The organism is Alicyclobacillus fodiniaquatilis (genome assembly GCF_042678105.1).
Lineage (GTDB): Bacteria > Bacillota > Bacilli > Alicyclobacillales > Alicyclobacillaceae > Alicyclobacillus > Alicyclobacillus fodiniaquatilis.
Window position 1 is genome coordinate 410,438 of sequence record NZ_JBHUCX010000020.1, and the last position, 13,438, is coordinate 423,875.

General features: G+C 52.6%; 18 protein-coding genes. All 18 read right to left on the reverse strand.

Annotated features, from left to right (window positions below; translation table 11 throughout):
* Nucleotides 1–2 precede the first annotated feature (2 nt).
* A complete protein-coding gene (locus tag ACFSB2_RS08270) occupies nucleotides 3–362 on the reverse strand; it encodes a response regulator (RefSeq protein WP_377942547.1) in 360 nt (119 codons plus the stop codon).
* Between the two features lie 27 nt (nucleotides 363–389).
* Entirely contained in the window at nucleotides 390–1,523 is a 1,134-nt protein-coding gene (gene fliY / locus ACFSB2_RS08275; RefSeq protein WP_377942548.1) for a flagellar motor switch phosphatase FliY, read from the reverse strand.
* Nucleotides 1,507–2,502 (reverse strand): flagellar motor switch protein FliM, encoded by a 996-nt coding sequence (gene fliM / locus ACFSB2_RS08280; protein WP_377942549.1) that lies wholly within the window; start codon nucleotides 2,500–2,502, stop codon nucleotides 1,507–1,509. The genes fliY and fliM overlap by 17 nt, the downstream gene beginning before the upstream one ends.
* Nucleotides 2,503–2,521: 19 nt before the next feature.
* Nucleotides 2,522–2,956, reverse strand: coding sequence for a flagellar basal body-associated FliL family protein (locus ACFSB2_RS08285; RefSeq protein WP_377942550.1), 435 nt, complete (start codon nucleotides 2,954–2,956; stop codon nucleotides 2,522–2,524).
* Nucleotides 2,953–3,168: a flagellar FlbD family protein gene (locus ACFSB2_RS08290; RefSeq protein WP_377942551.1), complete on the reverse strand. Its 216-nt coding sequence runs from the start codon at nucleotides 3,166–3,168 to the stop codon at nucleotides 2,953–2,955. The genes ACFSB2_RS08285 and ACFSB2_RS08290 overlap by 4 nt, the downstream gene beginning before the upstream one ends.
* Nucleotides 3,169–3,223: 55 nt before the next feature.
* Nucleotides 3,224–4,093 (reverse strand): flagellar hook-basal body protein, encoded by an 870-nt coding sequence (locus tag ACFSB2_RS08295; protein WP_377942552.1) that lies wholly within the window; start codon nucleotides 4,091–4,093, stop codon nucleotides 3,224–3,226.
* An 82-nt stretch (nucleotides 4,094–4,175) separates the two neighbouring features.
* The gene (locus ACFSB2_RS08300) at nucleotides 4,176–4,565 is read right to left on the reverse strand and encodes a hypothetical protein (RefSeq protein WP_377942553.1); all 390 of its coding nucleotides are present in this window, start codon (nucleotides 4,563–4,565) and stop codon (nucleotides 4,176–4,178) included.
* Nucleotides 4,562–5,011 carry a flagellar hook capping FlgD N-terminal domain-containing protein gene (locus ACFSB2_RS08305; protein WP_377942554.1) on the reverse strand — a complete coding sequence of 150 codons (450 nt, stop codon included), beginning with the start codon at nucleotides 5,009–5,011 and terminating at the stop codon, nucleotides 4,562–4,564. Before ACFSB2_RS08305 ends, ACFSB2_RS08300 begins: the two co-directional genes overlap by 4 nt.
* A 125-nt stretch (nucleotides 5,012–5,136) precedes the next feature.
* Nucleotides 5,137–6,342, reverse strand: coding sequence for a flagellar hook-length control protein FliK (locus ACFSB2_RS08310; protein ID WP_377942555.1), 1,206 nt, complete (start codon nucleotides 6,340–6,342; stop codon nucleotides 5,137–5,139).
* 36 nt (nucleotides 6,343–6,378) lie between these two features.
* A complete protein-coding gene (locus ACFSB2_RS08315; protein ID WP_377942556.1) occupies nucleotides 6,379–7,026 on the reverse strand; it encodes a magnesium transporter MgtE N-terminal domain-containing protein in 648 nt (215 codons plus the stop codon).
* Nucleotides 7,026–7,460, reverse strand: a complete 435-nt coding sequence (locus ACFSB2_RS08320; RefSeq protein ID WP_377942557.1) for a hypothetical protein — start codon at nucleotides 7,458–7,460, stop codon at nucleotides 7,026–7,028. Before ACFSB2_RS08320 ends, ACFSB2_RS08315 begins: the two co-directional genes overlap by 1 nt.
* Entirely contained in the window at nucleotides 7,457–8,770 is a 1,314-nt protein-coding gene (locus ACFSB2_RS08325; protein ID WP_377942558.1) for a FliI/YscN family ATPase, read from the reverse strand. Before ACFSB2_RS08325 ends, ACFSB2_RS08320 begins: the two co-directional genes overlap by 4 nt.
* Nucleotides 8,742–9,521, reverse strand: coding sequence for a FliH/SctL family protein (locus tag ACFSB2_RS08330; protein ID WP_377942559.1), 780 nt, complete (start codon nucleotides 9,519–9,521; stop codon nucleotides 8,742–8,744). Before ACFSB2_RS08330 ends, ACFSB2_RS08325 begins: the two co-directional genes overlap by 29 nt.
* Nucleotides 9,514–10,524, reverse strand: a complete 1,011-nt coding sequence (fliG, locus tag ACFSB2_RS08335; protein ID WP_377942560.1) for a flagellar motor switch protein FliG — start codon at nucleotides 10,522–10,524, stop codon at nucleotides 9,514–9,516. Before fliG ends, ACFSB2_RS08330 begins: the two co-directional genes overlap by 8 nt.
* Nucleotides 10,525–10,602: 78 nt before the next feature.
* Nucleotides 10,603–12,126, reverse strand: coding sequence for a flagellar basal-body MS-ring/collar protein FliF (fliF, locus tag ACFSB2_RS08340; RefSeq protein ID WP_377942561.1), 1,524 nt, complete (start codon nucleotides 12,124–12,126; stop codon nucleotides 10,603–10,605).
* 19 nt (nucleotides 12,127–12,145) lie between these two features.
* A complete protein-coding gene (gene fliE, locus ACFSB2_RS08345) occupies nucleotides 12,146–12,445 on the reverse strand; it encodes a flagellar hook-basal body complex protein FliE (RefSeq protein WP_377942562.1) in 300 nt (99 codons plus the stop codon).
* A 17-nt stretch (nucleotides 12,446–12,462) separates the two neighbouring features.
* Nucleotides 12,463–12,882 carry a flagellar basal body rod protein FlgC gene (gene flgC / locus ACFSB2_RS08350; protein ID WP_377942619.1) on the reverse strand — a complete coding sequence of 140 codons (420 nt, stop codon included), beginning with the start codon at nucleotides 12,880–12,882 and terminating at the stop codon, nucleotides 12,463–12,465.
* A 23-nt stretch (nucleotides 12,883–12,905) separates the two neighbouring features.
* A complete protein-coding gene (gene flgB, locus ACFSB2_RS08355; protein ID WP_377942563.1) occupies nucleotides 12,906–13,295 on the reverse strand; it encodes a flagellar basal body rod protein FlgB in 390 nt (129 codons plus the stop codon).
* Between the last annotated feature and the right edge of the window lie 143 nt (nucleotides 13,296–13,438).

Below are 13,438 nucleotides of genomic sequence, written 5' to 3' on the forward strand. Positions count from 1 at the left end.
TTTTACGCCAATGCCTTTTGTACCGCTTCAATCACGCGATCCGCTTGAAATGGCTTGACAATAAAATCTTTTGCGCCTGCTTGAATGGCCTCAATGACCATCGTCTGTTGACCCATGGCCGAACATACGATGACGCGCGCATTCGGATCAAAAGCCCGAATTCGCTTGAGGGCCTCAATGCCATCGACATCTGGCATCGTGATATCCATCGTCACAAGGTCTGGTCTCAATTCCTGGTACTTGTCAATCGCTTGCGCGCCGTCTGCCGCTTCGCCGACGACCTCAAAGCCGTTTTTGCTGAGAATATCCTTGATCATCATTCGCATAAATGCTGCATCATCCACTACCAAAATCTTAGCCATCAATAACCACCCCTTCATGATGATGAATCACTGTGCGTCTTTCGTAATCCGCCTGTCGGGATTCACAATATCGGTGACACGCACGCCAAAATTTTCGTCAATGACGACCACTTCACCAATGGCGATCCGCTTGTTGTTGACCAGAATGTCCACTGGTTCACCAGCCAGTTTGTCCAGTTCGAGTATGGATCCCGGCGACAACTCCAAAATCTCTCTGATCACTTTGCGCGCACGCCCCAATTCCACTGTCACATTTAACGGGACGTCGAACAGGAGTGACAAGTCGTGCTGTTGTGAGTGAGTCGAACTCTTCTCCGGCTCGTCAAAATCGACAAACTGCGGCATTTGCACTTGTTTCGCCTCGACTGACGGCGGCTTTGAAACAGCATTCGCCGCCCCGCCACTCGCCATTGGCTGCGCTGCATGTGGCTGATCTTGAGTCGCCTTTGCGAGATTCCCCTCAGGCGTCGATGACACAACGGACGTTTGCGTGGCGTCTGCCTGAAGCGCGCTCACCATCTCCCGCGCAAAGCCAATTGGCAATAATTGCATAATGCGCGAGTCAATCAACGAACCCACGCGCAGTTCAAACTCCACATTGACCATTTGCTCATCAAACTGAATCGCATTTTGGCCTTCAGACGAAAAATCGATCACGTTGACCTTCGGCGGCGAAATATTGATATACCGACCAAACATCTGACTCATAGAAGTGGCGGCGCCACCCATCATTTGATTCATCGCTTCCCCGACTGCCGACAGATGCAACTCGTTCAGCTCACCGTCAATATTGGTGCCGTCGCCGCCAAGCATCAAATCGGCGATGGTTTTGGCATCATCCACTTCAATCGCCAAGGCATTGGATCCCTGCAAGCCTTCAGTAAATTCTACGGCCACCAACACGAATGGCTGCTTAAAAGCCCGTTCGATCTCGCTAGGGTGGATGACAGAGACCGACGGCGTCGTGATGTCGACGCGTTGCTGCAACAAAGTCGAGAGCGATGTCGCCGCTGATCCAAAGTTGATATTCCCAATTTCGCCAAGAATGTCTGCTTCCTCGGCCGTCAACGTAGATGTCTTCGCCGGTGTATTTGCACCCTGATGCAAAAGCGCATCAATTTCCGCCTGCGAAAGCTTCATCTGATTATTCACCGTCCTCATCTCCCTCCCATTCACGCAAAATTTGGATGGCGTACATCCGCTTTCGTTTGCCGACACTTCCCCAAAACGAAGGCATTCCATCCACATAGACGAGCGCTGGCTCACGTATCGACTTATTCAGTACGACGGTGTCGCCGACTTCCAAGTTCAATACGTCTTCTATGGTCAATTCGGTTGAACCCAATTCCACGGCAACATCAATCGGCAATTTGAGCACGTGCGACTGTACCTTGGGTTCTATCGTGTCCTCCGTTCGGTTTCGCTTGCCCGCATCCATATAATAATGGTTCGTCAACAAAGGAATCAGCGGCTCAATGGTCGTATGCGGGATGCAGAGGTTGATGAGCCCTGTCGTTTGGGCTATCCGCACGCTCATCGCAATCACCAGCACGGTTTCATTCGGCGTCGTCAGTTGTAAAAATTGCGGATTGCTCTCTACAGATACAACGCCCGGCTGCAATTGGGCAACATCCCGCCAGGCATCCGCCAGCAAATCAGTGACTGGTGTCACCAACCGCTTCAAAAGGGTCATTTCTATCGTCGTCAACTCACGTTCGCGATAAGGTCCTTCACTGTCCCCACCCATAAATCTATCGAGCATCGCAAACACCACTTGCGGGTTCATCTCAAGCACCACACGACCTTCAAGCGGAGACATCTCCATCAGATGAAGTACCGTCAAAACAGGAATAGAGCGAATGAATTCCTCGTAAGGCACTTGATCGACAGATTCCACTTGAACTTGCATGACCGTGCGCAAATGACCTGACAAATGGCTGGTCAGCAACCGCGAAAAGTGTTCGTGAATGCGCCGCAACACACGCAGATGATCTTTTGAAAAGCGCATCGCCCGGCGAAAATCATACGAATGAACTCGTCTTTCTTTGTCGTCGTAGAGAATCTGATCCGCGTCGATTTCACCGCTGTTGATGGCCGAGAAGAGTGCATCGATCTCGGACTGCGAAAGCACCTCTGACACGATTTACGCCCTCCCCGGCTCACTGTACGAGCATTTGTGACAAATACACTTTTGTCACATGCCCAGTTGATAACATTTGGTTTACTTTTTTCAAAAGGGCGGCCTTCAATTGATCATACCCTGAAACGGTTCGCAGTTGGTTCGAACTGAACGTGCGCATAATCAAGTTGACGCTATCCTGAATCTGGTTTTGCATCTGCGCCAATTCATGCGCCGTTGATTTATCATCCGCCTGCAGCGTCAATGTGAATTGAATGAGTCCCTGCGCTTTCAAGTTGGTTGTCATCTGCGGCAGCGTGAATTGCAACGCCTCTGCTTCCGCTGGCGTCAAGGCTTGCGCTGGCTTGGCTTGCGCCGGATTATGCTTTAAATAGAGATAAGTGCCAACACCGCCGCCAACAACGACCACAATGATAACAAACAACGTCAACATGACCAAAAACGGTTTTTTCAAGGTGCCCCCCCTTTCGCAGAAGCAACTCCAGCAATCCCGATGGATCGATAAAATTGCACGATGTCCGCCGCAATTTTCTCTGGGTTTTCTCGCACGATGTACTTGTGCCCATTGGTGAGCGTCACGACAGCGTCAGGGGTTGCCTCGACCATCTCAATCAACAGCGGATTGAGCCACAACTCAGAGTCATTTAAACGCGTCAGCCGCAACATGTACTTTCTCCCCTACGATGCGCGCCGCGCACGGCGCGCATCTTGTCCCTCAAATTTACGAGTTTTTCATACTCACCAAAGCCTGCAACACTTGGTTGTCCGTGCCAATCATGTGTGTATTGGCCACAAAACCGTTTTGGGCCACAATCATCTCGGCAAACTCTGCCGATAAGTTCACGTTGGACTGCTCCAACGCGCCAGCTTGCAACGCGCCTGTGTTGTTCAAACCAGGTTGTGAATAAGACACTGTACCGGAAGAAGATGTTTGCTGGAACAGATTGTCCCCATCCTGTTGAAGTCCATCGTAATTGGGCACTGTGCCCAAAGCCAAATACCCAATGACGTGACTCTGATTGTCATTGCCTGTCACGCTGATGCTGCCATCACTGCCGATTTGCGCATTGGGTGACTGGGCAAGCGTAACACCAGCCGCCTTTGCCAAACTGTTCAAGTTGAGCACGTTTGTCGGCCCTGAAGCAGTATTGATGCTGCCATCTGCGTTCGCCTCATAACCAAGCGCCTTATAGCCATTTGGCAGCACGAGGTTATTGTTGTCGTCCACGCTGAAATCGCCCGCGCGCGTGTAATACTTGTTCCCTGACGCATCCTGGACGACAAACAGACCATTGCCGTTGATGAGGACGTTTGTCGGAGTGTCGGTCGTCTCGGTTGGCCCCTGTGAAAAATCCATCGGCGTCGCAGCCACGTTGACGCCCAATCCCACCTGTTGCGGATTGGTTCCCCCCAAGCCAGTGGATGAACCGCCATTGCCACCGGCGATTGTTTGACTCAATATGTTGGCAAATTCAGTACTGCTCGCCTTGAATCCAGGCGTGTTCATGTTGGCAATGTTGTTCCCCACGACATCCAAATCGGTCTGAAATGCCTGCATACCCGAAACAGCAGAATTCATCGAACGTAACATACACAAAACCCTCCTTAAAATTCGCGTCGGTCTAGCGGATCAGTCGGTCCCCGCTAGATAAGCTCCCACCTGTGTGGTCCGGCTATTTGACAAACACGACGCTATCGATTTGTGTCACCACTGTGTTTGCTTGATTGTCCATCGCTGTCACCACGGTGCGCGATGGCAGATTGACCACTAAACCAGATTGACCCAATATCATGTAGGCGTTTTTGGCCCCTTTTTGTTGCGCTTGTGTCGCCGCTTGGTGCATCGCCTCCAAATCTGTCGTGGACAGTTGGATGCCCCTTTGCGCCAAACGCTGTTGCGCGTGCTGACTGATGTGCCATGGCGCTGTTTGCGGTTGGGTTACAGCTGAAAGCGCGTCGCGAAACGACGGTTGATTGGCATCCGCCGGTTTTGCAGCACTCGATGCTGCAGACGAAGGAAATGGACGCCAGTTGGTATTTAACTGATTTGTTATCTCACTCATGACATCTCTTCCACCTGCATCAGCGGATAATCTGTGCCATTGACTGTCACCTGCGCAGAACCTTGATCAAATTTCACACCACTGACTTGTCCAGTCACAGTGCCGCCATTGCCATCGTCAACCGTGACTTGTTTGCCAATCATTTGTGATGCCATCGACATCACAGAGATGCCACCAAGCGTTTGCACGGTCGATATCAACTGTGACTCGTCGTTGGCGATGTCTGTCATCTGTTCGAGTGAGCTGAACTGCGCCAACTCGCCGATAAACTGCGTCGGATCCTGCGACTGCCCAAGCGGATCCTGATTTTGCATCTGGGCGACCAGCAATTGCAAAAAAGAATCCTCCCCCAACGTATCGTTCGGATTCGAAGATGGGTCCTGCGTGTTTTGCGTATTCTGCGTGTTTGTGACCGTTCCAGCGGAGGACGTGATCGGCGTAGTCATATGTCTTCTCCCTCCTTCCGTCTCCCGTAAAAATAAGGTCAATCCCGTTGCATGTCATCCGCAATGCCTCGATAGACGGGCATTTTCATCGTGCGATTGGCACTGGATGCATCACGCATGACGGTCTATACAGATAAACTGATGCCACCCTTGTGCATTGCCACTGTTTGTGTGGCCAAATCTGCCGCTTCACTGTCAGAAGTCAGTTGTGTCGCGGTTCCAGTGGTAACACGCCGTATCTGACTGCCTTTTTGTTGACGGCCATCCCCGTGATCTTGTTGCCCACTCTGGCCAAACGACAATTGCATGTTCGCAACGGTAAAACCGGCGGCCTGCATCGATTGCTCCAGGTTCGGCAACTGCTGGTTTAACCAAGCAAATGTCGACGCTTGGTTTGCGACAACTTGAATCTGCAGGCCATTGTCCACTTTGGTCACGGTCACATTGAGCTCACCCATGCCCGCTGGCACCACCTGTACATGCAGTTGACCTTGGTCGCCATCCGCTTTGACCGATATCAACTGGGCAAATTGGTCGAGCGCGTGCGGATCTTGCACGTCGATTTGATGTGCCGTCGGCGCATCAGCCGTTTGAGTCGGCGGGATGTTCATTGGCGTTATGGAAGAGGCGAGACCGCTGACCGCTGTGGTCGTGTCTGACGTATGATGGGTAGCGGTTGTCGCTTGCCCAGTGGTCTTTTGTCGATCCGCCTGCCCTTGCTTAGACGCTCCCTGCCCATCACCGGCCGACAGAAGGACGACTGGCGCATGTGCGTTCGCTTGTGTAACAGCGCTGACATCCGCATTCGCCTTGACATTTGTACTGATATTCACTTTAGCATCTGCACTGGCGTTCGCTCTGACGCCTGGTGTCGACGCCGAACGCGCCTCGAAGGAGGTCAACATATGTGTGAATGCTTCACCTGTCGTTTGCCCTTGTCCATGAGCGATGTCATCCTGACTTGGGACAGGCTGCTGCCGCAAGCTCGTTTGAACACTTGTGCTTGACGTCATCTTTGTTTGTGAGCGCTCCAAAGACGCACCGACTCTTTGTGTTTGTTGAATCGCAGATGTGCCGTCCACTACGCGCTGGCGTTGGCCAGTGCTCGAACCATTCACCTGACCGTGTGTCGACTTGGACTGACCGCTGTGGCTGACGTTCGAATCCGCCCTTGGCATCACACCGCCATTGCCAAGCATCGCTGCAAGTAAATCAGAGAACAGAAAATTGCTCGTCGTACCCGGTTGCGCGCCAGCCATTGGTGACGAATCTGCTGAGCCATTCGCCGCTGGCTGTCCAGCAACAGACGAAGATTTGACCGACAATGTCATCTTTTCACCTCCTTTCAACAAGACTCGATGTCACACTCACCCTGTTGCATTTTGGGAATTGTTCGCTTTGGCTGCCAGTGCTTCGTCTTTCGCCGCCTGCTGTAAAACAGCGCTCGCAAAAGTTGTCGGGGCGCTTTGCAAAATCGAACCAGATACGTCCGGTGTCATTGTCGCAACGATCCAACTTGCTTTGCTCACGCCCATCGACTGCAAGACAGACGCGGCTGTCTGCGAGTCCATTTGGGCAAGCACTTTGCCCTCACGCTGGCCTTGCTGATAGCTGTTGGTTTGAGCTTGCAATTGTTGGCGCAACGTATTTTCCCCGGCGGTCAAAGCGGCCAACTGCCGCGTATCTGCCTGTGTCTTCGCAGTGAGTGTCTGATTTTGTTGTTGCAATTTCGCTATTTTTTCCTTCGCGGTTGCAAGTTGCTGCGTCGTTTTCGCAATGGCCGTTGACTCATGGTGGGACGCCTTAGCGCCAGTCAATTGCACTGTCGTCTGCCAAACAGGCACCCCGACAAGCTGCAATGCACACGCGACAACCACAAGCGCAAAAAGAAGTGGAATAATACCGACGAGAACAATCCAAGCCAAGCGCACCAAGCCGCTTTTACCTTGTTTGCGCTCCGATGCGGCCTTGCGATTTGCTGTATTTGTCGCCACGCGCTGCACCTCTGTCGCCATCACGCGTCCACCTTTCGATATCGTTTCAACGCTTCGTCGTCCGCTTCTACCTGCGTTCGCTGCGCCCTCGCCTGCAAAATCGCTTCGCGCGCGTCTGCGGCAACATGCGACCACTTTTTTTCTTCAATGAACGCCGTCCGCAGTTTGAGTTGTTGGGCCTCTAACGCCTTCCCCATCTCTTGCCGCGCCTGTTGCAATTGAATGAGCTTCTCTTCGATCCGCCTTTGAAAAAATTCCTGCGCCTGCCACAACTGCAAATCTGTGCTGCCGACCTGCGCCTCGCGCGCCGCTCGTTTCGCTTCGTCCAGTTGCTGCCACTCTGCATCCAACTCGTCCTGTTGCTGAAGCAGGCGCGTATATTGCGCTGCTTCGACGTCCTTCAAGTTCTGCTTGATTTTGTGATAGCGCGACGAGAAACCAGCAAATTCGCTCATTCTGCCACCTCCGCCACCGTGTACAAACGCGTCAAGGTCTCGTCAAACGTGGTCAGGTCGTCCGTCTGTTGCTGCAACACCGCGCTCAACTGCGGCATTTTGGCGATCGCGATATCGATATCCGGGTCAGCCCCCTGCCGATAGGCGCCGATGCGGAGGAGATCCTCCACATCGCGATACTTGCTCAGCCAGGCGCGCGCCATGTGTGCGGCTTGTTGATGCCTTTTCACAGCGACAGTTGAGAAAAGGCGCGATACACTCGCCAGCACATCGACTGCCGGATACTGACCCGCATTGGCCAGTTTGCGCGCAAGCACGATGTGTCCATCGAGAATGCCGCGAACAGTATCTGCAATCGGATCGTTCATATCATCGCCGTCCACCAAAACGGTATAAAAGGCTGTGATGGAACCCCATTCGCCAGGGCCTGTCCGCTCCAGCAGTTTCGGTAAAAGAGCGAACACAGAAGGCGTATACCCGCGGGCAGTCGGCGGTTCACCAGCGGCAAGACCAATTTCCCGCTGCGCCATGGCAAAGCGCGTGACAGAGTCCATCATAAAATTGACGTGTTTCCCCTGATCCCGAAAAAATTCTGCAATGGCCGTCGCCACAAAGGCAGCTTTCGTTCGAATGAGCGCCGGCTGATCCGACGTGGCCACAATGACGACACTTCTGGCAAGGCCCTCTTCGCCCAAATCCCGCTCAATGAACTCACGCACTTCGCGCCCCCGCTCTCCCACCAGTGCGATGACGTTGACGTCCGCGCTTGTTCCACGCGCCAGCATAGATAAAAGCGTGCTTTTACCGACACCGCTCCCTGCAAAAATCCCCACGCGCTGGCCATTGCCCACGGTCAACAGGCCATCGATGACCCGGACACCTGTTTGAATGGCGTGTTCGATGCGTTGGCGACGCAGTGCAGGCACTGGCGAGCGCTCAATCTCCTGCGGTCTTGCATTGGAGAGCGGCCCGAGACCGTCCATGGGCTGTCCGAGGCCGTCGATGATCCGTCCAAGCAAGCTATCGCCGCAAGCCACGCTCAAGCGTCGGTGACGTGCGCGCACATCTGCGCCTGGCGCGATATCCGCCATCTCGCCCAGCGGCACCAAAATCAGATGCCCATCGCGAAAACCGACCACCTCCGCATAACAACGTGATCGACCACCTTGAATTTCACAAATGTCCCCCAGTGTGGCATGCGGTCCCAACGACTCCACCGTCATGCCCAACACCTTGGTCACCCGCCCGTAGAGCCGGAATAGTGGCTTGTCCGGCAACTGTTCAGTCAAGGCTTTCAGACTCTGCTCCACTGGACGCCTCTCCTTGTTGTCGCAATAAATCATCGAGTGCAAACTGCAATTCTTCCAACCTGGTGGTCAACTTGGCGTCTATGCGCCCCGTATCCGCATAAATTTCACAGTCGCCAGGAGAAAGCGTTCCATCTGGCACAATCGCGATATGCCAATCCCCGTACTTCATCGCCTGCCACCGCGGATGCGCCTGGCGGGCAGCCTGATAATCGTCGGGATGAACGCGCAACTGAACCGATGTACTGTGCAGCACATATGTCAGCAGTTCCTCAACCATCGCCCCGACATGCACAGGTTCAAGCGCCAACTCCCGGTGCAAGAGCCGCTTGACCGCCTCCATCGCAAACGCCCCGACAAATGGCACCAACGACTTCACTTTTTCCTTTCTATCCTGTTCGATGGAAACAGCGAGCTGAGACAATGCAGACTGCTCTGTGGCTTGCCACTGGGCGAACTCCGCTTCCATCTTTGCGCTGGCACGTTCAAGCCCTGTCTCGTAGCCGCGCTGTTCGGCCGCTTGCTGCAACTGTTCAGCTTCTTTTTTTGCTTTGTCGATGATAGACGCCGCCACTTGCTCAGCTGCTTGGCGCAACGCCGCGCAAGCTTGTCTCGCCTCGTCTTCCAAAGCGGCCAAATCCACCTGTTCCACAACAGGGGCAACATCGGCAGCAAGCATCGGCTTCAAAACTGGAATCGGCTGCGTCTCTGTTTGTCGATATGTCTGTTCAGCGCGTTTGACAACTTTATACAATCACATCGTCTCCCCCACTGCGACCAATGACGATTTCACCAGCGTCTTCCAAATGGCGAATGATACCCACTATGCGCTGTTGCGCATCTTCCACATCGCGCAGTCGCACAGGCCCCATATACTCCATGTCCTCCTGGAGTGTCTCGGCCATCCGCTTGGACATATTGCGAAAGAGGACTTCCTTGACATCATCGCGTGATACCTTTAACGCAAGCTGTAAATCGCGCGTATCCACCTGACGAAGGACGCGCTGAATTGAGCGGTTGTCCAAATAAATGATGTCTTCAAAGACGAACATCCGCTTTTTGATTTCATCTACCAAATCAGGATCTTTTACAGACAGTTGTTCGAGAATGCGCTTCTCTGTACTTCTATCCACGCCAATTAGAATTTGCACAATCGCATCCACGCCCCCGGTTTGGGTGCTGTCGATACTGGCCATCATCGAAAGCCTCGATTCCAGAATCTCTTCGACTTCCGCAATGACTTCCGGTGAAGTGCCCTTCATGGTCGCAATGCGTCTAGCTACTTCTGTCTGCAATTCAACATTTAACGATGACAATATCAATCCAGCCTGTTCTGGCTCTAGATAAGAGAGAATCAATGCCACAGTCTGCGGATGCTCATCCTGAATGAACCCAAGCACCTGTGTAGGGTCCGCCTTGCGGACAAAGTGAAACGGTCGGACTTGCAACGCTTGCGTCAACCGCTGCAAAATCTCCTCAGCCTGTTTCGTTCCCAACGCTTTCTCCAATACATCGCGCGCGTATTCGATACCACCCGTTTGGATATAATCGCGCGCCAGCGCCAAATCGCGAAACTCTTCCATAATGTTTTCACGCGCTTCAAAATTCACCTTGCTGACATTGGCAATCTCAAATGTCAACTGTTCAATCTCTTCCTGCGAGAGACGCTGAAACACACTCGCAGCAACATCCTGACCAAGTGAAATCAGCAAAACAGCTGCTTTTTGTCGACCGGACAAGGATTGTTGTCGCTGCATTGGTATCCCCCCTCTCACGATGTGCATGTTGCGTAAAACTGTAGTTCATCATTCCAGAACACACATGAGCGCACACTTTCATTCGGACAACCAAGTGCGCAACAAACTCGCAAAATCGTCTGGCCGTTGGCGCGCCATGCCCATCAATTGCTCTCGCAGCAACTCATCTTCCGTGGGCGGCAACTGCTCCAGTTCGCTATCATACGCATCCTGGACGCGCGCCACGATGTCCGTTGTACCCAAGCGCGCTTTGCGCCGCCGCCAAGCGATGGCGCCACCAAGCAAAAGCAGCGCCAACAGCGCTGTTGCGCCATACATCACATCGTTTAGTTTGCTCGATTGAACAGATGTCGACTGCGTGGGTTGGTTAAACGGCACTGACGAAACCGTCACGGAATTCTTGCCCTGCCCAGCGCTCTGACCGACCATGCTTGACACAAACGTCTTGATTTTTTGCACTTCTGCAGCATTGATGGACTTGTCGTTGCTATTGAGAAAAACGCCGACATCGTATCCCTGAATCTGCATTGGATCTTCCGTAGTGGTCTGATTCGTATAACTGTAATCGTAGTTTGTTGTCGTCTGTGAACTGGTAGAGTTGCCATTCCCACTACCATTATTGGCAGTATAGGCAGTTGGATTGTTCGGATTGTTGCCTGCTTGGCCAACCGCTCCGCCAGCAGTTGTGCCTGGTGACGTGGACTGTGTCTTATTTGTTTGTTCACTGGTGACAAAGCCATCTGTCGATCCCGGCGCATCTTGCAATGTATGTGATTTACTCTGCACTTGGTTGAACGTCGCGTTCACATGAACGGCGACAACTGCATTGCCTTGCCCGACAATCTGCGCCAGTTCGTTCGTCAGTTTTTGCGTCATGTCGCTTTCCAACTGAGTGCGCATGCCCGCTTCTGTACTTGCGCTTGCGGTCGAAGAGCTCGCTGCTGCGCCAGACAGGGTCGTTCCATTTTGATCCACGACACTCACATCGCCCGTCGTCAGGCCACTTACTGAGTGCGCGACCAGTTGCTGAATGCCAGCAACCTGTTGCGATGACAGTTGCACCCCATTGCCGAGCGTCACGAACACAGACGCCTTTGCATCTGCGGGTGCTTGACTGACAAACAATTGCTGCTGCGGCATCACAATATGTACCTGCGCAGATTCCACACCGTCAATGCTGGAAATGGTCGAGTTCAAACTCTGCTGTAATGCGTCTAGAACCTGGATGTTAAACTGATCCTGCGTCATGCCAATGGAAGTGCCAACCCCCGAATAACCGATATAGCCGGATTGAGGCAAACCTGCCATGGCGAGTTGTACGCGCGCCTGATTGGCATCCGCATTGGGGACCAAGATGGAGCTGCCTTCAATCTGGTCCGGTATTTTCAACGTTTGCAGTTGTGTTTCAACCTGGCCGAGGGATTTATCGTCCAACCCACTCATGACCACAACGTAGTGAGGCCGCGACAAAAGCCATATCACGGTGGTGAGCACTGCCAAAATCGCGACAACTATCACGATGAGGTTGCGGCGCATATTCGGAGATATTGATTTCCAGCGGTCAACTACCCGCGTCCACAGCCCGCGCATCGTTTCGTTCAAATTACGTTCACCCTCATTTTTAAACTTGCATATTCATCATCGTACTGTACGCATTCTGGACGCGACTGCTCACCTGCGAGACGGTATCCACCGCCAAAGACGCCTGTTCTTCCGCAATCATCAATTGCGCGGCAGTGACTGACCCACCTGTTGCATACGATTGCGCATCTGCATCGGCATTTGCCGTGATCTGGTTGACCTTGTCCAACTCCTGCCCCAAGAACGCTGAAAAACTAGGTCCGCTGCTCCCGGTCTGCAATTTTGGCGTTGCTGTTCCCTGCATTGCGTTTGAAACGGCCGAAACCGCTTGAATTACCACTCTTCTTCACCTCTTCATCAACGTCCCATGTTCAGCGCGGTCTCAGCCATCTGTTTACCAGCGTCAAACGCCGTCGCATTCGCTTCGTAAGCGCGCGAAGCAGTGACTAAGTCCACCATTTCTGTGCCAATATCAACATTGGGCATCTGTACATAACCGTTCGCGGCCGCGTCTGGACTCGTTGGGTCGTAGACTAAATTGAACGGGCTGTCGTCCTGTGTAATCCCTGTGACCTGTACGCCACCATCATTGGCATTCATCGTTTGGCCCAACACAGTCTGAAAGCTATCTCCCCCTGAAACTGGCGCCATATCGACAATTTCACGCCGATACGGCCCCCCTTGGGGTGTCCGCGTTGTGTTCGCATTGGCAATGTTGTTGGAAATCACGTTCATCCAGAGCTGATTGGCCGTTAAACCACTTGCACTGATGTTCATGCTAGATGTATCGAACACGGTGTTTACCCTCCTTGGATTGCAGTCTGCATCCGATTGAATCGATCCGACACATCTTGCATCAGCACATCATAACGGACTTGGTTTTGCGCTAAATCGACCATCTCCGATGTGATGTCAACATTGTTTCCGTTGTTGTCAACAGTCGAACTATCATCTGTAACCACTGTCGGCGTTACACTGTCCAACGCTGCTGATGTGTTCCCAAGTGGAATGTGCGTTTCATTCATCTGGGCTTGCGGCGCACTGCCAAGCGCTTGTTGGAAGTACGTCTCAAATTCGACATCTTGACGCTTGTAATTGGGTGTATTCGCGTTTGCGATGTTGTTTGCGTATACTTGCTGCCGCAAATCCGCGGCGTCAATCGACGACTGCAACAATTGCATGGTATTCATTGCCCGAACCTCACAATCCGTCATAAATCGTTAATATTCGACGACAATCGTTAAATTCGTCGAACCATGTCATATTCCTTCTTCGATTCCAGCCTCAACATGCTGCAAATGCAAAAAATTCGTGGACAATATAAAAAAAACAA